Source organism: Streptococcus gordonii (assembly GCF_001553855.1).
In the GTDB taxonomy this organism is placed as follows: Bacteria; Bacillota; Bacilli; order Lactobacillales; family Streptococcaceae; genus Streptococcus; species Streptococcus gordonii.
In genome coordinates this window covers 104,105-123,338 of sequence record NZ_LQWV01000023.1, presented here as the reverse complement: position 1 = coordinate 123,338, position 19,234 = coordinate 104,105, and the positions used below count along the sequence as shown (strand labels likewise).

The 19,234-nt window shown below is 37.4% G+C and carries 17 protein-coding genes, 1 tRNA gene and 1 riboswitch; all 18 genes read right to left on the bottom strand.

What is annotated here, in order from left to right; translation table 11 throughout:
* Window positions 1–3 precede the first annotated feature (3 nt).
* The 18 genes from AWH02_RS06600 to AWH02_RS06510 all read right to left on the bottom strand — a co-directional run bounded on the left by AWH02_RS06600 (window position 4) and on the right by AWH02_RS06510 (window position 19,076).
* Entirely contained in the window at window positions 4–1,014 is a 1,011-nt protein-coding gene (locus AWH02_RS06600) for an ABC transporter ATP-binding protein (protein WP_000589128.1), read from the bottom strand.
* Window positions 1,015–1,117: 103 nt separating this feature from the next.
* A complete protein-coding gene (locus AWH02_RS06595) occupies window positions 1,118–2,197 on the bottom strand; it encodes an extracellular solute-binding protein (protein WP_000748691.1) in 1,080 nt (359 codons plus the stop codon).
* Between the two features lie 37 nt (window positions 2,198–2,234).
* Window positions 2,235–2,891 (bottom strand): DUF1868 domain-containing protein, encoded by a 657-nt coding sequence (locus tag AWH02_RS06590; protein ID WP_000793817.1) that lies wholly within the window; start codon window positions 2,889–2,891, stop codon window positions 2,235–2,237.
* Window positions 2,892–3,053: 162 nt separating this feature from the next.
* Window positions 3,054–4,067, bottom strand: coding sequence for a UDP-glucose 4-epimerase GalE (galE, locus tag AWH02_RS06585; RefSeq protein ID WP_060553389.1), 1,014 nt, complete (start codon window positions 4,065–4,067; stop codon window positions 3,054–3,056).
* 12 nt (window positions 4,068–4,079) lie between these two features.
* On the bottom strand, window positions 4,080–5,555 hold the full coding sequence (gene galT / locus AWH02_RS06580) for a UDP-glucose--hexose-1-phosphate uridylyltransferase (protein ID WP_060954915.1): 1,476 nt from the start codon (window positions 5,553–5,555) through the stop codon (window positions 4,080–4,082).
* Between the two features lie 16 nt (window positions 5,556–5,571).
* Complete coding sequence (locus tag AWH02_RS06575; protein WP_060553387.1) at window positions 5,572–6,210, bottom strand: phosphate signaling complex PhoU family protein; 639 nt, start codon at window positions 6,208–6,210, stop codon at window positions 5,572–5,574.
* Window positions 6,210–6,944 (bottom strand): PP2C family serine/threonine-protein phosphatase, encoded by a 735-nt coding sequence (locus tag AWH02_RS10705; RefSeq protein WP_081041926.1) that lies wholly within the window; start codon window positions 6,942–6,944, stop codon window positions 6,210–6,212. The genes AWH02_RS06575 and AWH02_RS10705 overlap by 1 nt, the downstream gene beginning before the upstream one ends.
* A complete protein-coding gene (locus AWH02_RS06560) occupies window positions 6,931–9,159 on the bottom strand; it encodes a glycosyl hydrolase family 28-related protein (RefSeq protein WP_060553386.1) in 2,229 nt (742 codons plus the stop codon). Before AWH02_RS06560 ends, AWH02_RS10705 begins: the two co-directional genes overlap by 14 nt.
* A 482-nt stretch (window positions 9,160–9,641) precedes the next feature.
* Window positions 9,642–9,713, bottom strand: a tRNA-Arg gene (locus tag AWH02_RS06555).
* 39 nt (window positions 9,714–9,752) lie between these two features.
* Window positions 9,753–10,100: a 50S ribosomal protein L19 gene (gene rplS, locus AWH02_RS06550; protein ID WP_008809321.1), complete on the bottom strand. Its 348-nt coding sequence runs from the start codon at window positions 10,098–10,100 to the stop codon at window positions 9,753–9,755.
* A 115-nt stretch (window positions 10,101–10,215) separates the two neighbouring features.
* Window positions 10,216–10,542 (bottom strand): fluoride efflux transporter CrcB, encoded by a 327-nt coding sequence (gene crcB / locus AWH02_RS06545; RefSeq protein ID WP_045503602.1) that lies wholly within the window; start codon window positions 10,540–10,542, stop codon window positions 10,216–10,218.
* Complete coding sequence (gene crcB, locus AWH02_RS06540; protein ID WP_048776146.1) at window positions 10,539–10,913, bottom strand: fluoride efflux transporter CrcB; 375 nt, start codon at window positions 10,911–10,913, stop codon at window positions 10,539–10,541. The genes crcB (AWH02_RS06545) and crcB (AWH02_RS06540) overlap by 4 nt, the downstream gene beginning before the upstream one ends.
* Window positions 10,910–11,176 (bottom strand): chorismate mutase, encoded by a 267-nt coding sequence (locus tag AWH02_RS06535; protein WP_048776145.1) that lies wholly within the window; start codon window positions 11,174–11,176, stop codon window positions 10,910–10,912. The genes crcB (AWH02_RS06540) and AWH02_RS06535 overlap by 4 nt, the downstream gene beginning before the upstream one ends.
* A 427-nt stretch (window positions 11,177–11,603) precedes the next feature.
* Complete coding sequence (sufB, locus tag AWH02_RS06530) at window positions 11,604–12,986, bottom strand: Fe-S cluster assembly protein SufB (protein WP_060954914.1); 1,383 nt, start codon at window positions 12,984–12,986, stop codon at window positions 11,604–11,606.
* 189 nt (window positions 12,987–13,175) lie between these two features.
* On the bottom strand, window positions 13,176–15,473 hold the full coding sequence (gene pulA, locus AWH02_RS06525) for a type I pullulanase (protein WP_060553384.1): 2,298 nt from the start codon (window positions 15,471–15,473) through the stop codon (window positions 13,176–13,178).
* 22 nt (window positions 15,474–15,495) lie between these two features.
* Window positions 15,496–16,452 (bottom strand): diacylglycerol kinase family lipid kinase, encoded by a 957-nt coding sequence (locus tag AWH02_RS06520; RefSeq protein WP_012130475.1) that lies wholly within the window; start codon window positions 16,450–16,452, stop codon window positions 15,496–15,498.
* Between the two features lie 9 nt (window positions 16,453–16,461).
* Window positions 16,462–18,420, bottom strand: coding sequence for an NAD-dependent DNA ligase LigA (ligA, locus tag AWH02_RS06515; RefSeq protein WP_060553383.1), 1,959 nt, complete (start codon window positions 18,418–18,420; stop codon window positions 16,462–16,464).
* 146 nt (window positions 18,421–18,566) lie between these two features.
* The gene (locus AWH02_RS06510; protein WP_045635190.1) at window positions 18,567–19,076 is read right to left on the bottom strand and encodes a QueT transporter family protein; all 510 of its coding nucleotides are present in this window, start codon (window positions 19,074–19,076) and stop codon (window positions 18,567–18,569) included.
* Window positions 19,074–19,208, bottom strand: a riboswitch (PreQ1 riboswitch). Its footprint overlaps the gene before it by 3 nt.
* Window positions 19,209–19,234 lie beyond the last annotated feature (26 nt).

The following is a 19,234-nucleotide window of genomic DNA, read 5'->3' as shown; positions in this document are numbered from 1 at the left end:
TCCTTAAAATTGCAGAACGTCTGATGGTGTGATAAACAATTCCACACTTTCTCCGACAGATCTAATAGCAGACTGACTATCGATACTTGTTACATTAATAATTTGATTTTCAGATACCTGAACAGTATAGTGAATTGTAACTCCTGAAAATTCCACATCAATAATTGAACCTTTTAAGACAAAATCCTGATCCGTTTCACGTTTGAAGCGAACTTTTTCTAAACGAATGTAACCTTTTTTATCTTCCAAAAGAACATGAGCATTATTTAGAAGAATTCCGTGAACAGTTTCATCTGTAAGTACGTTAATGTCTCCAATGAAATCACATACAAATTCTGTTTGAGAATTATGATAAATTTCTACTGGTGTTCCCACTTGTTCAATAAAACCATTATTAAAAACAGCAATCCTATCAGATAGCGTTAACGCTTCCTCTTGGTCATGTGTAACATATAGAGTCGTAATTCCCAATTCTTTTTGAAGACGTTTCAACTCTTTTCTCAAATCCACACGTAATTTTGCATCTAGGTTTGACAAGGGTTCATCCAAACATAGGATTTTAGGTTCCAGAACAAGAGCACGAGCTAAAGCTACACGCTGCTGTTGTCCTCCAGATAATTCTGAAACGTTACGTTGCAATTGTTGATCTGAAATCTTAATTTTAGCAGCCACTGCAGAAACCTTGGCTTTAATAACATCTGGAGCAACTTTTTTAACCTTTAGACCGAATGCAATATTATCAAAAACTGTCATTGTTGGAAATAGTGCGTAAGATTGGAATACGATCCCGATTCCACGTTTTTCTGGCTCCATATGAGTAACATCTTTCCCATTAACCTCAATGCTTCCAGATGAAGGGTCTAAAAAACCTACCAAAGCTCTCAAAGTTGTTGATTTACCGCATCCAGATGGTCCAAGGAAGGTAAAGAATTCTCCTTCCTTAATATCTAAATTTAGATTATCAATCGCGATAAAATCACCGTATTTAATTTGAATGTTATCAAATTTAATCATATTACTAACTTCCTTTACTTATAAATGAAAAGTCTCTCTTAATTTCTCATGTAGGTTTAGAAACTTTAGAGAGACTTGGAATTTTAAAATTTACACTTATGTCCTATTTTACATATTCTAGTTCAGCTTTTTCAACCCATTCATCCAAATGTTTTCCAACAGCTTCCCAATCAATACTTTGTGGTTTCACTTGATCAACAAATTTCTTAGTAGCTTCTGGTAACTCTTTCACTGCCTCAGTATTTGCAGGAATAGAACCAAAGTTTTTGCTGTACTCTACTTGAATTTCTGTTTGACCAAACCAATCAATAAATTCTTTAGCTAAAGCTTGTTTCTTACTAGTATTCAAAATCATTGTTTGTTCAGTTACAAACGGAACACCAATTTCAGGAGACATTACTTTAAATACAACATTTTGTTCTTTTTGTCCAACTAATGCACCAGAACCCCACATCATACCGTACTGGATTGGGTCATCCTTATCTAACATTTTAACAATTGAACTTTCACCCTTTTGAAGAGTGTACGCATTTTCCAAATATTCTTTAGCTGCTTGCCAACCTTTTTCAGAAACGCCTAATTCTCCTTTATCATCGAGATAGCGAACAAGGATACTTGCCAAGATCGCACGCCCTGTTCCCCCTGAAAGTCCAGAAATTGAATATTTACCTTTATACTTGCTACCTAACTCAGTCCAATCTTTAGGCATTTCAGTCACGTCAGGAGCACCGATTAAAACTAATGGCTGAACAATTACAGGATTGTAGTAGTTATCTTTATCTGATAGAGATTGGTCAATTTTATCTAACCATTTAGGTTTGTACTGTACCAATAATTTTTGATCTCTAATTTTATTTGAATCAACAGCTCCAATACCAAATACCATATCAGCTACTGCATTATTTTTTTCAGCAATAACACGATCGGCCAACTGAGCACCTGGAATGTCAACCATTTTAATATTGAAACCAGCTTCTTTAGCCTTAGCAGTTAACCAATCCCCACGTCCGTTTGAAACAGAGTTAGAATAAATTACTAATTCTTGGCTCTTGTCAGCTTTTTCTTCTGATTGAGGTGTATCGCTCGAAGAATTTGATGAATTAGTTGAACCACCTGAACATGCTGCCAATGTTGTAACCGCAACCCCTGCAGCTAAAAACGATAATAATTTAGATTTTTTCATATGAAATCTCCTTTTTATTTTTAATTATAATTTTATTTTAAAATTTTTCGCAATATGGAACAAAACGTCTCATATCTTCAAATACTGTGTAATCGATACGATTTACTGTAATGACAGGAATCTTTTCAAGCAGAACTTCGGTTAATTCCTTTTTCACTTTAGTAAACTCTTCATTTTCTTCTTCAGTTAATGGAACTCGAAGATATCCAATTGAGATATGGAATTGATAGCGATCATGATTAGGGAATCGAACACCTGCTTTTTCAGAAACATATGTTCTAATTTCTTCTAATCGTTTAGCTGATTTTTCATCGGCTGGTTCTACTAAAATGTTTTGATTTCCCATTTCAGTCACACGCATATGAATATCTTCGTTTAGCAATGGGAAAATTTCTAGTTGTTTTGCAAAGTAATCATGAATTTCTTGTAATGGCGTATCCAATGGTAGATGGCTACTCCAAAATTCTGGCTCACGATTTTCATGGCAAAGCAATTCAATTACAGTCATATGAATAGAATCTCTTGGAGTTAATGTGAATTTATCTATAAATGGTAACTCTCTATAGCGTGATTGAATGATATCAACAACTTCCATCAAATCTGAATTAGTATAAAGATTTGCTACAACTGTATTTCCAGGAAAATGATTAAATTCTCCGTTCTCTTTGAACTTAATTTTTGTTAAGTTTTTCATAAACAGACCTTCTTTTATATTTTTTGACATCGGTGTCATTCATATTTGTATTATACAATGTAACCGTTTACTTTGTCAAGCGCTTTCATTAATTTTTTTTAATTTTTTTTAATTTTTTTTAATTTTTTTTAATATATATATTACAAGACTACTTGAACTTTATTATTTATTGTATCCATTAGGATTTTTTGATTGCCAATTCCATGTATCTCTACACATATCTTCGACCGTTTTTGTAGTCTTCCAATTTAATTCCTTATACGCCTTATCTGCATTTGCATAACAAGTCGCAACGTCCCCAGAACGTCTTGGAACAATTTTATAAGGGATCGGAACCTTATTAACACTTTCAAATGTATTTACAAGTTGTAATACACTAGTTCCCTCTCCTGAGCCCAGGTTATAGATATAAACATCTGTTTGTTCGGATACTTTTTCTAAGGCTTTGATATGACCTATTGCCAAATCCACTACATGGATATAATCGCGAACACCAGTACCATCTACCGTATCATAATCATCTCCAAAAACACTTAGCTCTGGTCGCTTACCTACCGCTACTTGTGCAATAAAAGGCATTAAGTTGTTAGGAATGCCTGATGGATCTTCTCCAATCAACCCCGACTCATGAGCACCAATCGGATTGAAATAACGAAGTAACGCAATACTCCACTCTGAATCTGCTACATGAACATCTTTTAAAATCTGTTCAAGCATCACTTTGGTGTATCCATAAGGATTTGTTGCACTTGTCGGCATTGTCTCAACGAGGGGTGATTGATTGTGAATACCGTATACAGTTGCACTCGATGAAAATACAATCTTTTTAACATTAAACTCTGACATCACTTGAACAAGAGCTAATGTACTCATAATATTATTTTCGTAGTACATTACAGGCTTTTGCACGGATTCGCCGACAGCTTTGTATCCTGCAAAATGAATTGCAGCCTCAATAGATTCTTGTTCAAAAACTTTTCTCAATCCTTGTTTATCACAAACATCTAATTCGTAAAACGCAGGACGTTGCCCTGTAATTGCTTCAATACGATCTAATACTAAAATACTTGAGTTTGAAAGGTTGTCGACAATAACGACTTCCTTACCTAAATTTAGTAATTCTACTACGGTATGGCTACCAATATAACCAGCTCCGCCTGTTACCAATATTGCCATTTTTACTTCCTCCTAATTAATTCCAACCGATTTAACAAATCTCATAAATGCTTCATGTCCGGTTTGAGTATTCTTATAAACACCTGCATCTTCGAGAACTCTCGCAAATACTTGCCCTACTTCATTTTGAACTACGCTATGAACCTCCTCCTCTTTAAGTCCAGGATATTTTTCTTTCAATTGAACGGCCCATTCTAAATGATAATCAGCAATTTCGTTATCTTTTCCTAAAAGATATTTCTCAACTTCTTCTAACTCTGTTTTCAAACGAGGTGGTAAAATCGCAAGTCCCATCACCTCAATTAACCCGATGTTTTCCTTTTTAATATGTTGTACATCTTGATGAGGATGGTAAACACCATCTGGGTATTCTTCAGTAGTATGATTATCTCTCAAAACAATATCCAATTCATATCTCCCATTCACTTTACGAGCAATAGGAGTCACCGTATGGTGTGGAATATCTTCAGTCTTAGCAATGATGTTTACGTCTAAATCTGAATATTCTCTCCAGATATCTAGGATTTTAGTGGCTAATTCTACCAAACGATTTTTATTTTCACCTTGTAGCCTAATCACTGACATCGGCCATTTTATAATCCCAGCTTTAATATCCTCAAAGTCTTTAAAAAGAAATTCTCTCTCAAATTTTGCTTTTTCCATTGGGAAAATATGTTTTCCTCCCTGGTAGTGATTATGACTAAGGATAGATCCTCCTGAGATAGGAAGATCAGAATTTGAACCAGCAAAATATCCTGGTAAAATATCAACAATCTCCAATAATTGTTCAAATGTTTTAGACGTAATAGCCATTGGTACATGTTGACTATTCAAGAATATCGCATGCTCATTAAAATATGAGTATGGAGAATACTGGAACCCCCATACTTCGTCTCCCAGTTCCAATCGAATAATTCTATGATTAGCACGTGCTGGATAATTTATTCTCCCCTGATAACCTTCATTTTCCATACAAAGTAAACATTTTGGATAATTAGATGACTTTACCAATTTCTCTGCCGCGATTGTTTTCGGATCTTTTTCCGGTTTTGATAAATTGATTGTAATTTCAAGTGAACCATAATTAGTTTCAGTATGAAAAGCTATATTTTTAGAGATAGCTGACAATTTAATATAGTCGCTATCTTTACTTAGCTGATAGAACTCTTCAACTGCTTCCTGTGGCGAAACATCATATGAACTCCAAAAAATATCATTAAGGCGACTTGGTAATGGAACGATGAAATTCATCAGCTCTGCACCTAAACATTCCTTTGCCTCAGCTAAATCAGCAATTTTACCATTCTTTAAAGCTATTTCTACTAAATCATCTTTTAATTTTTTAAGATCACTATCATTTGAGAACTTATCAGTTCCTTCTTCACCGATTAAAGCCAATACTCTATTTTTTATATATATCTGGTCCATCGGTTTATAAATTCCATATTCAATAACTCTATTAACAAAATTATCTACAATTGTCTGCATATATACTCCTCTTTAACTATAATACTCCTCTTTCCTGATAATCTAACCATTTATAAATAGATTGTGTTGTATGGGATATCTTATCAAGAATATTAATAACTTCTAAAAATACAATAGCTTCATCAACATTTTTGGGTTCAATAAGAAAATTCTCTTCTGCTTTATCTCCTAGTTTTTGACATAAATTAGATATTAACTGATATTTTTTATTATAGTCATATTCGTCAGATTCATAGTTTCTCTTCTTAAACCACAATAAAGCTCTCTTTAAGTACTCGCCTAGTTCAAAATGTATTTTTAACAATTCATAAAACAACGCCCCCCATTCATGCATTGCATGAACATTTTTTAAAACTATAACTATTTCAACGATTCGGTCTCCGATACGTTCAATATCTGTTGATAGCTTTACTATAGCAATAATTTTTCTCAAATCACTAGAGACAGGATGTTGTAAACAGATTAGTTCGGTTCCTTTCATATCTATTTCAACAACTGCTTTATTGATAACTAAATCATTATCTATAATACTTTGTTTTTGAACTTCGGTTAGAGTGTCAAATATTATTTCATACTTTTTTATTATAGAGTCCCATATATCTTCTAGATTGTTTGACAATTCAATGATTTCATTGTCAAAATTGCTTCTCAACATTATCTAACCTCAATAATCAAAATACTTGCATCATCTTTTTTTCCATAAATAGGATCAATATTTCTAGATTTTTTTCTTATTTCAATCAATTCTTCAAAAGAGTAGCCTGAATTTTGAGTATAAAAGTCGTAAAAACCATCAGTCATTAAAACAATATGATTACTAGTTACTTCCAAACTACCATTTAAAATATGATTTATACTACTTTTGTCTAGTGAACCTATCCAATATCCTTCTGGTTTATTAGCTAGCTTCCTAATATTTTGTAATATTGTCTTTTTATCAACTTCATGATTAGATTTGATTGCAAATTTTCCTTGCTCAAAAAGACAATCTACTCTATGATCTGTAATCACTTGATTGTTGACTATCATAACACAATCGCCAATCATTATGTATTCTAATTTTAAACCGGATAATTTTGCAAAAATAAAGGCAAATGTTGGCAACTGGGAATAATCATCAAACTCACACTTATCTATCTTAATTCTTTTTCTAACGTCATCTAAAGCAAGCTCGAAAATTTTCTTCAATGATAAAGAATCGTTACAATACTGCTTGAGACACTCAGAAATAAGATGAGATACTTCTGAAACTGAATAACCTATAGAGTCTTTTGCATTAAATAAATCTGTTGCTCCATCTATAATCCAGAAATATTGGTTTTTGTAATCTACGCTATCTTCGTTCTCTTTAGCGCTACCTTGTATTGAGCAAATTCTATCTATCTTCATAACGACGTTTTAAACTCCGTTGTCCAAATAGAAGGCAAATTCCAATTACAGTTATAACCATCTCAGCCATTTTATTTAATCCAGTTTTAGGTAATGCATGTTGATTATCTTTTACCTTCACTACTTCACTAATATTGGTTACATCATCTTGTTTTTGTGAAATTTCTACTGTTACTACATTATCTGAATCATGATTTGATTTTTCAATTTTATCATCTACACTATTTGCTGAGTAATTATTAGCTAAATTATTTTTGTTTTCAACTACAGGTTTTAATTCCTCCACATGATTATCTGAGTGGTTGTCTGAGTGGTTATCTGAATCTTGAGAAAAGATTTTATAACTTTCATTCTCAGTTATAATATTAAAATCACCAACATTATTATTTGTGTCTGAACTAGTCCCTTTAAAATCTGTTTTAAGTAAAGAAACGTGATTTCCTGTTAAATTGGAAAGTTGATTATTTAAGACAGTGATAGTTCCAGCGGATTCTTCAATTACAATTCCGTCTTTACCTCCGGAAATGATATTATCAGACACTACCAAATTGTCACTGACTCTTAATAATTCAATATTTGGCTGTTCAGCATTTTGCGAATTATTATGAATGATATTCTTTGTTACAGTAATATCAGACACTTTTCCAAGATAATCTGCACTATCTTTTGCAACTCGTATTGCTTTTGTTTTAGCATCAGCAATATTAAATACATTTTCAGTAATAGTCACATGTTTATTCAGATCTAATACGTCTTTAACATTTTTATAACTATAAGCATTAACTAAAGCAGCACCATTTTCACGATAGTGTTCACTTTCCTCTTTAGTTTTCTTATCAAACCTATTTCCTTTTATTAAAATATCAGTAAATCCTGTAAAGCGAACACCCGCATACATCATATTATCAAAATGATTATTTAGAATTTTAATATTTGAAGGATTTTCAGTTGTTGCAGTTTGATAATGTGTCCCAATTGCAGTTACTAATTCACCTGATTTTTCACTTTTACCAAAATAAGAATTTTGAATCGTTACATTTTCAGATTTTTGACCATTATCATTTAATGCATATGGAAAGCCTTTTCTGGTTAATGGCTCTATTTGAATAGACTCCTTACTGATGATCTGACCATCCTTCATAGTCTTAGGAAGAGCTTGTCCCAAAAAACGAGAGTTATCTACTAGTACGTTTTTTGAACCTGCAATTTGAATGGCATGCCCCTGATAGCTATCTTTAAAGGTAACATTACTTATTGTTACGTTTTTTGAATTTCCTATAGCAAAGGCTCCTGAAGAATTGATCAAAGGGAGATTCTTAGCTTTTGTCCTCTCTTCATTCAAAGCTCCATTCATATCAATTGTTCCACCAGAGTAACTGATATCTTCAGTTGGTTCCCACTCAACTTGATCTCCATCGTCAGTGAATAGACCCGTCATGAATACAATAGAAGGATGATTTTTGATATTGATACCATTTAATATTGTAGCTTTTTCATGTACTTCTAGGTGAGTATGACTTCTCAAAAAGACAATTTCTTTAACTAAATAAGTACCTTCAGGAAAATATACTTTTCCTCCGCCTAATCCTTTAGCAGCTGCATCTATTGTATCTTGAATTGCTTGTCTATCATCTGATACACCATCACCCACTGCACCATAATCTTTTACACTTAAAGCCGAAACTTCAGTCCCTTTTTCTAAAGCAGTGTTACTATCTCTCACTTCATTACTATTAGAAGTATCTGCAACTTCGTTCTCAGAACTAACTGACTTTGAATTAGTAGTAATAAAATCAGTCAAACTGTCATGATTACTAGTTAAGGAACCTTCTAAAGTTTTGATAGTTGAATTAGAAAGGGCACTATTAGAAACTAGAGGAGAATCTTTCATTTCATCTTCAAAAGTTCCAGTATTTACCCCATCTTCTTTATATTCTTTATTAGGTATCAAAGGAGAATCAACATTACTATCGGTTAATTGTGAAGTAGAAGAGTCAATCCCAGTAGATTTATCATCATTATTAGTTGATGAGCTTTCTAAACTATTGGTTGTTGAAGTATAAAGCTTATTCATAGATATCTGTGAAGTACTTGTAACAGCTTCATCAGCAAAAACACTTTGTACCCCCAGAAATGAAATCGCTACCAAAACAGAGCACAATCCAACCTTAAGTTTCCGAATACTAAAAACCTCATTGTGAACAAAATGCTTCATAAAACACCTCCAAATTTTTTATTGTTTTTTTAATATTTATTACTAATTTTTTTCATCAGACAAAATGACACCGCTGTTATTATCCTTATCATATATTTTCTAAACAAAATTGTCAAGGGATAACTCAATAAAATACAACATTTTTGAAAGCGTAATCATATTTAAAACTATATATCTAATCTATACACCCAAAATATTATTTAATTTCTTTCAACATTTCTAATTGGACAGAAAAATTCCATAGTGAGAATGATAAAATATTTTTGAATTACTCTGAATACTATTTCACAAAAAAATAGACCAGTTTCCTGATCCACTTTATTCTATATCCATTCACTAAAATATATTTTTTTGGTCAAATTTTGGTCATAGTTTGGTCAAAAAAACAAAAAATACTAAATTATTTTTAAAAATTAACTTGTGATGATTGCCTTAAAATAAACACTTTGCATATTCTTTGCTTTTCTTTACATTACTTAAAATGCCCCCTGCAGGAATCGAACCAGCAACTACTCCTTAGGAGGGAGTTGTTATATCCATTGAACTAAGGGGACCTAGAGAAAAACTCTGCCATCTGACAGAGCTTTCTAAGATTAACGACGGATTTCTTTAATACGAGCCGCTTTACCTTGCAATGCACGAAGGTAGTACAATTTAGCGCGACGCACTTTACCGTAACGAACGACTTCAATCTTATCAACACGTGGAGTGTGGATTGGGAAAGTACGTTCAACACCTACACCGTTAGAGATTTTACGAACTGTGTAGTTTTCTGAGATGCCAGCACCTTTACGAGCGATAACGACACCTTCAAAGATCTGGATACGTTCGCGAGTTCCTTCGACAACTTTCGCGTGAACGCGGACAGTGTCACCAGGACGGAATGCAGGGATATCAGTACGAAGTTGACCTTCAGTCAAGCTTTGGATTAATGGATTCATTTTTTACTCCTATCTTACTAATCTTATGATTCATGACCAAAGCGGATTAGCCGTTTTTTTGTGCTCCATTTGCACAAAGAATATTATATCAAAATTCCGGTAAATGTAAAGATTTTTAGATAAAAATTCCTAAAATAATGGCTAAAAATCCTAAACAATAAGTCAATATCAGATAATGGATGAATTTCTTCTTGTTGGAAAAGAGAGCTACCAGCTCAGCATTGAAAGTTGATAGTGTCGTCAAGCCTCCGCAAAAGCCAGTTACCAGGATAGTATAAAGTTGCTTGTCTTGAACATGGTTATAGAAATACCCAATCAAAAAAGCTCCTAGTAAATTGGCCATCAAAGTCCCTACTGGCAAAACAGCTCTGCTATTGACCTTAGAAAGAAAATAACGGACGAGAGCCCCACCCCCGCAAGCTGTAAGCATAAGCCAAATCATAGAGCCACCTTCTTTCCAGCCCACAAGGCTATCCACAAACTACCGCCAATGCTCAAGACTAGATAGAGGATAAAGTCCGTGTATAGCCCTAGGTCCAGCAGTTTAATGGAGTCTAAAAGGAGACTTGAAAATGTAGTCAAGCCTCCACAAAAGCCTGTCGATATGGCCAGGATAAAACGTTTAGACACTTGCTTATTTGCTAGGTAACCCTTTACCAAATAAACCAGGATGAAGGTCCCCAGATAGTTGACCAAGAGTGTGGCTAAGGGAAAATGTCCAGTGAAGGTGACCAAGGAAGAGATTAAGTAACGAAGCCAGCCACCAAGCATAGCAGCTAAGCAGATGGCAAGAGAATTTTTTACTTCCTTCATGCTTTTTTCTGTTCCTGATAAGCACGGGAGTTCTTCAAGATATCCTTAAAGGTAGCAAGAATCGTATCTTTGTAGGCTGGAGTTTCAACATGATCAGCCACTCGACCCAAAATGACTTCTTCTCTCTTCGTGTCCAGCACTGCCTTGCCTGTCTCCTGCTTATAAGTAGCCACTTGGTTCACGAGTTTCATCCGTTTTTCCAGTAAGACTACGAGTTCATCGTCTATTTGATTGATTTCTTGTCTCAGTTCTTCTAGATTCATTCGTTACCTCCTTATATTTTACCTATCATATCAAAATTCTGGATGTTTTTCTAGTTTTCTTGGAAAGTGAGTCAAGTTTAGAAGCATTTTGTAAGAAAGAGGACCCTTAGCGCGAGCCCTCTTTTATCATCACAATTGATTCTTGTCTACAAATTTTAAGGTTGCCCCGGACCTTAGATTAAAGGGAACTCGCAAAAGCGAGTTTTTATCTACAACCTAAAAATACCCGTTTGCCTTGTCTCAGGGTAAACCGACTACCGTCGGTTCTTATCTACAGATTAAAAAGGTCCACTGGACCTTGGATTAAAGGGAACTCGCAAAGGCGAGCCCCTATCCGCAGATTAAAAAGGTTCCCCGAACCTTAGATTAAAGGGAACTCGCCAGGGCGAGTTTTTATCCGCAGATTAAAAAGGTCCACTGGACCTTTTTAACCAACTGAGCCTTCCATGCTCATGTTGATGAGTTGGTTGAGTTCGACGGCGTATTCCATTGGGAGTTCTTTGGTGATGGGTTCCATAAAACCATTGATAATCATAGCTGTGGCTTCTTCTTCGCTGATACCGCGACTCATCAGATAGTAGAGCTGGTCCTCAGACACTTTGGAAACCTTGGCTTCATGCTCTAGGGCGACATTGGAATTATGGATTTCATTAAAAGGAATGGTGTCGGAACTGGACTCACCATCCATGAGAATGGTATCGCACTCAATATGCGACTTGGAGCCAGCACTATTCTTGCCAAAGCGAACCTGACCGCGATAATCAGTCTTTCCACCATCCTTAGCCACTGATTTGGAAATCAAGGTACTGGATGTCTTGGGTGCATTATGAAAGACCTTACAGCCTGCATCCAAGTGCTGGCCATAGTTGGCAAAGGACATAGAGAGGACAGAAGTTCGTGCATTACGGCCGTTGAGAATACTGCAAGGATATTTCATGTTAACCTTGCTACCTAGATTGCCATCAATCCACTCCAAGGTACCACCTTCTTCGACAGTGCCCCGCTCCGTTACTAGATTATAGACATTATCCGACCAGTTTTGGATGGTCGGATAGCGGAAAAAAGCATCCTTTTTGACTATGATCTCAACAGTCGCAGCATGAAGACTATTGGTCGTATAGGTTGGCGCTGTACAACCCTCGATGTACTGAATGGAGCCACCCTCCTCGATAATCATGAGGGAGCGCTCAAACTGGCCTGCGTTTTCTCCATTGATACGAAAATAGGTCTGAACAGGAATTTGACAGTGTACATTTTTAGGAACATAGATAAAGGTTCCACCTGACCAGACTGCTCCATTTAAGGCTGCAAACTTATGTTCAGCATTTGACACGACTGTTCCAAAATATTGCTTGACTAGCTCTGGATACTCTTGAACTGCTGTATCCGTGTCAGTAAAAATAATTCCTAACTTTTCGAATTCTTCCTTCATATTGTGGTAGACCACCTCAGACTCATACTGGGCAACAGCACCAGATAGGAATTGCTTTTCTGCCTCTGGAATTCCCAGACGATCAAAGGTCCTTTTTATCTCTTCAGGAACGTCATCCCAACTGCGAGCTGGCTGTCCGCTTAGTTTCTGGTAATAGATGACATCTTCAAATCGAATACCTGACAAATCAGGACCAAAGTCCGGCATGGGCAGTTTATTAAATAGCTCTAAAGAGCGTAAGCGATAGTCTAGCATCCACTGGGGTTCCTTTTTGATGGCAGATATTTCACGAACAACAGCTTCTGTCAATCCTTTCCCAGTCGAATAAAGCGGTGCTATATCATCATGAAAACCGAAAGCATAATCACGTTGTGGCATAAAAGCCTCCTTTCTCCATACAGAAAGAATCACATGGGTTCCTATCCTTATTATACTCTTCTAGATTAGAATTGTCAGAAAATAAGAGCCGGTTGTTCCATTTGAAGTAGAAAAAAAGCAGAAGGAATCTAATTTTTCCCATTCTGCTTCAATGATTTTATAAAGTAAGGTCATCTAAAGTGAATCAACTCAAGCTAAGATTTCAAAAACGCTAGCAGTTAAGTTCTCAACTTCTGTATTAATTTTGCTTCGGTTATTGCTGACGACTAGTTTGAGCTTGTTCGCATTTTCCAAGCGATAAGGTGTGCCACTAGCATTAAAGATGACTAAATAATGCTTCTTGTCCTTGATTTCAAAAATGATAAGACCACTATTTGTCTGTGCTTGACGAACATAGACATGCTGGTAAATTTCTTCATATGTCGAGTAAGAAAATTCTTTCCTGGTCGTTTTTAGTTGGATAATCTGGCGAATAAAATTGACACTATCTTGATGTTTCGAAAGTAGATTCCAATCCACCTGGTTGACTTGGTCTGGCGCATTGTAGCTATTCATAGCTCTTTCTTTATCTGCTTGAGTCACCTGCCCATTTGGTCCAGTTCCTACCAACTTAGTTCGAGAAAACTCCTGCCCCAGCTCCATAAAGGCTAAGCCTTGCATGAGAATATTCATGGCAGTTGCCAGTTCAATCCGCTTGGTAAGCGTTTCTAGATCATCATGTGGATGGAATTCTCTTAGTAAATCATGCAGATTATAATTATCATGAGCCTCAACATAATTGACGACCTGGTTTGGCATGAGGTAGCTACCTAACTCACTACTTCCTAAAATAGCCTTGGCAATGATATTTTCAGTCCCTTGTCCACTGACAAATCCAGCTTTCAAGGTTCCAAATACCTCAGCACCTTTAATAGCATCTCGCTCATTGTCGTTGAAAAATCCAATGTCTAGAAGCTGATAGGCATTGTCTTTCTTGGCCTTATCTTGAGGCAGGAGGCCTGTCCCCATATCCCATCCTTCTCCGTAAGTCAGGATACGTGGGTCTACCTTGTCCAACTCATCTCGAATGATCTGCATGGTCTCTACATCGTGGATCCCCATCAAATCAAACCGGAAACCATCCACATTATAATCTTTGACCCAATACAAAAGTGAATCAATCATATACTTACGGAACATCTCATGCTCGCTAGCGGTTTCACTCCCGACTCCGGTTCCATTCTGGAAAGAGCCATCTGGATTCATTCGATAGTAATAATCGGGAACACTGGCTTGAAATGGGGAGTCAAAGGTAGAGTAACTGTGGTTATAGACTACATCAAGAATCACTCCGATACCAGCATCATGATAGGCTTGAATCAAGGTTTTTAAATCACGAATAGCCTGAGCTGGATCAGATGGGTTGCTGGAAAAGCTTGTTTCTGGCGCATTGTAGTTCTGCGGATCGTATCCCCAGTTATAGGTTACCTGCCCATTTTCATCATAGTCTTTATGACGGTCTGAAATGGGCTGGAGCTGGACATAATTCACACCCAAGTCACGAATATGATCAAAGGTTGTCGCTTGGCCAGTGCCATTTGTCGTACCTGTTTGACAAGCACCGAGGAAGGTTCCGCGGTAAGCTGGTGTGACACCTGAGCTTTCTGACTGGCTTAGGTCACGGATATGCATCTCATAGATAACTGCTTGACAGGCATTCTTCACGCGCCAGTGGGCTTCTTGCCTCTGCTTAACTTGAAAACCAAGTGGATTTCGTTCTTGGTCTGTCACGATAGCTGTTCGTTTACCATCAGGACTAGTAGCCTGACTATATGGATCCCGAGTCAAGTATTCTTCGTGATCAAAGATCACACGATATTGGTAGGCACGCTTGGCTAGATCTTCAGAAATACTCCCTTGCCACACTCCGATTGTATTCTTTGTGTGGTCTGTTGAGAAATCTCGGCCTCTCTTTAGAGAAATGGTTTTCCAAATATCGGCTTGGTTGCTGGCATATTTATAGATGACCACTTCAACCGCTTTTGCCGTTGGTGCCCAAAGTTTAAACTCAGTCTTGTCAGCTTGGTAAAAGGAACCTAAACTTCCCTGATAGCCCCAGTGACGGTCAAATTCCTTGGAAGAAACCGCCATATCAAAAGCGTGAGGATTTCTGTATTTGTAATAGTGGCTAGTGATTGCCGCCTGCCTAGAATAATAGACTTGATGGTCTCCCTCAAGAATCCAAACTTCTGTAACCAGGTGAGGCGGCAAGAGACGAATGGTATAATCAATGGTCTGGCTTGACCAGTCTGCTTTTTTTATAATCAAATGGACATAATCTAAGTTTGTCTCACTTTGGTAAGTAACAAGTCCACTTCGCCCAAAATAATCAAAATTAGAAAATGAAGCTTCCTTTCCGATTTGGTTTTCCTGCCACTGCCATATATTGTAAGAGAGGTAATCATCAGTGGGGTTATGGTAATGGACTAAGACCTGGTAGTCTGGCATTTTTATCTCCTAGGTTGGTTCATCATGATTTTTCTGAACAAAGAGCATCGTCGCTGATTTCATCGATATTGGCAAAAAATTCCAAATGATTGTGGAAGACTTCTAATTCAACTGGGGTGTCTCCACCATATTCGCCATCAAGATTAAGCATAAATGGTTCTTTGCTGTCTAAAACTTCTAGTTTTAGTTTACTTGTTTTTAAGTATTCGACATTGACATCTGTCACGTGTTGGCCACCGTTAATGGCCTGAATCAGTAGGGCCAGCATTTCAAAAAGTTTGGCTGTTTTGACCAAAATCAAGGTAAAGTTTCCGTCGTCTAATTTGGCATCTGGAGCAACTTGCTCAAAGCCTCCAATAGAATTGGTCAGTGCTGCAAACATGAGTGAAATCTTACCTTCAAAAACACCATGATCATGAGTAATACGGACCTTGCGGAATTTAGAACGTGGCAACATTTCCGCACCTTTGGCAACATAGGCAAAGTAGCCCAAGCGAGATTTAGCTTCACTTGGAACACGATAGGTCAGCTCACTTAAAGTACCGGCCGCTGCGATGTTAATGAAATATTTTTGCCCAAAGGCACGGCCGATATCCATTTTGATGGTCTGATTTTTAGCAATGATTCTTGCAGCTTCGACAGGTTTTCCCATAGGAATCTTCAGTGCCCTCGCATAGTCATTGGTTGTACCTGTCGGGATGAAGGCCAAGCGAGGCCGATTTTCCAAGGGGGCTACTCCGTTTACGACTTCATTGATGGTGCCGTCCCCTCCCGCTGCGATAATCAAATCAAAACCAGCTTTAGCAGCCCGCTCTGCTTCTTTTTGCGCAGAAAGAGGCTCTGGCGTCGTTTGATAAGCACTGGTTTCATAGCCTACGTCCTCTAAAACGTCCAGCACTTCCGCAATATTCTTTTTGATAATTTCCTGACCAGATGTCGGGTTGTAAATGAGTCTTGCTCGTTTTATTACATCTTTCATACAGTGCCTCTATAACTGTTCAAGCCATACTTCATCTTGGATTTCGATTCCCAATTCTTGGGCCTTAGCCAATTTACTACCTGCATCCGCTCCAGCAATAACCAAGTCCGTTTTCTTGGAAACACTGCCAGCAACATTGGCTCCTAAACGAAGAAGTTTTTCTTTAGCTTGTGTTCGTGTTAATGTTTCTAATTTTCCTGTTAAAACAACTGTTTTACCCGATAGGACTGCATCTGCAGCCACTTTTTCACCAAGGTAGGCCAAGTTAACTCCAGCTTCTTCTAGCTCCTTCAGCAGGATCTGTGTTCCCTCTTGGGCAAAATAGCTGTGCAGGCTTTTAGCAATCACCATGCCAAGACTATCAATGCTGGCAATCTCTTCTTGCTCTGCCTGAGCAAGGCTTGGAATATCATGGAATTTCTCCAGTAAAATCCGACTAGCCTTACTACCAACATGGCGAATACCTAAGCCAAACAAGAGTTTTTCGGCTGAGTTTGACTTAGAAGCCTGAATAGCATTATATAATTTATTAGCTGATTTTTCCTTAAAGTTCTCTAACTGGAGTAAATCTTCGATGCTTAAGCGGTAAATGCCTGCCACATCTCGAACCAAATCCTTAGCAAAGAGCTTTTCAACCACTGCCGGTCCCAGGCCACTAATATTCATAGCATCACGACTGGCAAAGTGCGCCAATCCTTCCATGATTTGGGCAGGACAGAGCGGATTGATACATCGCAAGGCAACCTCATCTTCAAAGTGGAGCAAATCGCTCTGGCAACTCGGACACTGGCTAGGTACATCCAAGTGTTCATCTGAAACACGCTTGCCTTCTACCACACGCAAGACAGCTGGAATGATATCTCCAGCTTTATATACGATGACGGTATCTCCTTTACGAATATCCTTGTCAGCTATGTAATCTACATTATGTAAAGTCGCTCTGCTAACAGTAGTCCCCGCCAACTGAACCGGTGTTAAATTAGCAGTAGGTGTTACCACTCCAGTCCGACCGACTGTCCAGTCTACAGATAAAAGCTGAGCCTCTTTTTCTTCCGCAGGAAATTTATAAGCAATAGCCCACTTAGGCGCCTTAACAGTAAAACCAAGTTCTTCTTGCACCGCCAAGTCATTGACCTTGATGACAATACCGTCAATCTCATATGGCAGACTGTCCCGCTCCTGACCAACCTTTTCGATAAAGTCCCAGACTTGGTCTATAGTGCTAGCCAATATCCGTTTTTCATTGACAGAAAAGCCAAGCTGACTCAGTTTTTCAAGGACATCCTCCTGAGTCGCTTCAGATGTTGGGCTGGCTTTCTGATAGAGAAATGTTGCTAGGTTGCGCTTGGCTACAACTGATGTATCCAGCTGTCTCAAGGTCCCTGCTGCTGCATTTCTTGGATTGGCAAATTCTGCCTCCCCATTTTCCTGACGAAGCTGGTTTATCGCATCAAAAGATGCCTTTGGCATATAGCATTCCCCACGTACTGTAATAGTCAAGGGTTCTGGTAAGGTCAAAGGAATATCCTTGACACGCTTGAGATTCTCCGTAATGTTCTCACCAATGGATCCGTCACCACGAGTCGCTCCTGCTACCAAAATACCATTTTCATATGCCAGTGAAATAGATAAACCATCAATTTTCAGTTCACAAAGGTAGGACGCATCTGGAAATTCTTTTCTTACTCGTTCATCAAAGGCAACTAATTCTGCACGTGAAAAAGCATCCTGCAAACTATAGAGAGGATACTGGTGTTGGTATTTTTCAAAACCATCTAAAACTTTTCCACCCACTCGGTGAGTCGGGCTCTCTGGTAAAATCTCGTCTGGATATTGCTCTTCCAATGAAACCAGTTCCCTGTAAAGCTGATCATACTCACTATCTGACACACTTGGCGCATCTTTTGTATAATATTCATGAGCATAACGATTGAGCAGGGAAACTAACTCAGACATTCTATCTTTCATACTCTTATTTTATCATAAATATCTCTATTCGCCCTATTTTTTCCCTTAAAAAGCGAAGAAAAAGGCCTATCAATCAAAGTTTCTCTTAGCTTTAACGACAAGAAAAAAGGCCTCAGATTTCACAAACCTAATAAGCCTTTTCGTTTTTATTGGGTTAGGTCAATGCGCTTACTGATTTTATCAATCAAGATAGCTCCGACAAGTAGAGATGCACATTCTCCAATAGCTGTTGTAAACCATGTAAGTAAGAATGGTGCTCCAGTAACAATATTCAATTCAATAGCAATTGTCACCATTGAAATCGAAAAGAAAATAGAGAACAAAAAGAAGTCTTTTCGAAGCCAACCGTTGAGCAGATAGCCCGGCTTAACTTTGCTAAATAGGACAACCCCAAGAGTTAGAAAAACTAAAGTTGACCCCCCACCAACAAAAACATCTAAGATACCAAAGCTAAAGAAATTGGAAATCATACAACCGATTGTTACACCAATAATGTATTTACGATTGTAAAAGGCCATAAAGTTCATCATTTCAGAAATTCTAAACTGATAAGCGCCAAAGCTAATCGCATTGAAGGGTGGTGTGATTGTAAGAGCAATGTAAATAGCTGCTACAAGAGCAATTTGCACCATATCACGGGCAGTTAATTTTTTCATCAAATTCTCCTTTAGCGGTTTTACCGCGTGTAATATGCTTGGCGAAAGAAGCTAAGCGCCAAGGGTTGCTAGGAATAAGAAGAAAGACAAGCCTCTCCCTTACAAACTCGGCAACTCAACTAGTATAGCATAAATATTTGAAATATGATAGACTATCT

Excerpts from the sequence above, each read along its gene's own strand:
- AWH02_RS06600 (WP_000589128.1), bottom strand. The coding sequence starts at position 1,014 with ATGATTAAATTTGATAACATTCAAATTAAATACGGTGATTTTATCGCG.
- AWH02_RS06595 (WP_000748691.1), bottom strand. The coding sequence starts at position 2,197 with ATGAAAAAATCTAAATTATTATCGTTTTTAGCTGCAGGGGTTGCGGTT.
- AWH02_RS06590 (WP_000793817.1), bottom strand. The coding sequence starts at position 2,891 with ATGAAAAACTTAACAAAAATTAAGTTCAAAGAGAACGGAGAATTTAAT.
- galE (WP_060553389.1), bottom strand. The coding sequence starts at position 4,067 with ATGGCAATATTGGTAACAGGCGGAGCTGGTTATATTGGTAGCCATACC.
- galT (WP_060954915.1), bottom strand. The coding sequence starts at position 5,555 with ATGCAGACAATTGTAGATAATTTTGTTAATAGAGTTATTGAATATGGA.
- AWH02_RS06575 (WP_060553387.1), bottom strand. The coding sequence starts at position 6,210 with ATGTTGAGAAGCAATTTTGACAATGAAATCATTGAATTGTCAAACAAT.
- AWH02_RS10705 (WP_081041926.1), bottom strand. The coding sequence starts at position 6,944 with ATGAAGATAGATAGAATTTGCTCAATACAAGGTAGCGCTAAAGAGAAC.
- AWH02_RS06560 (WP_060553386.1), bottom strand. The coding sequence starts at position 9,159 with ATGAAGCATTTTGTTCACAATGAGGTTTTTAGTATTCGGAAACTTAAG.
- rplS (WP_008809321.1), bottom strand. The coding sequence starts at position 10,100 with ATGAATCCATTAATCCAAAGCTTGACTGAAGGTCAACTTCGTACTGAT.
- crcB (WP_045503602.1), bottom strand. The coding sequence starts at position 10,542 with ATGATTTGGCTTATGCTTACAGCTTGCGGGGGTGGGGCTCTCGTCCGT.
- crcB (WP_048776146.1), bottom strand. The coding sequence starts at position 10,913 with ATGAAGGAAGTAAAAAATTCTCTTGCCATCTGCTTAGCTGCTATGCTT.
- AWH02_RS06535 (WP_048776145.1), bottom strand. The coding sequence starts at position 11,176 with ATGAATCTAGAAGAACTGAGACAAGAAATCAATCAAATAGACGATGAA.
- sufB (WP_060954914.1), bottom strand. The coding sequence starts at position 12,986 with ATGCCACAACGTGATTATGCTTTCGGTTTTCATGATGATATAGCACCG.
- pulA (WP_060553384.1), bottom strand. The coding sequence starts at position 15,473 with ATGCCAGACTACCAGGTCTTAGTCCATTACCATAACCCCACTGATGAT.
- AWH02_RS06520 (WP_012130475.1), bottom strand. The coding sequence starts at position 16,452 with ATGAAAGATGTAATAAAACGAGCAAGACTCATTTACAACCCGACATCT.
- ligA (WP_060553383.1), bottom strand. The coding sequence starts at position 18,420 with ATGAAAGATAGAATGTCTGAGTTAGTTTCCCTGCTCAATCGTTATGCT.
- AWH02_RS06510 (WP_045635190.1), bottom strand. The coding sequence starts at position 19,076 with ATGAAAAAATTAACTGCCCGTGATATGGTGCAAATTGCTCTTGTAGCA.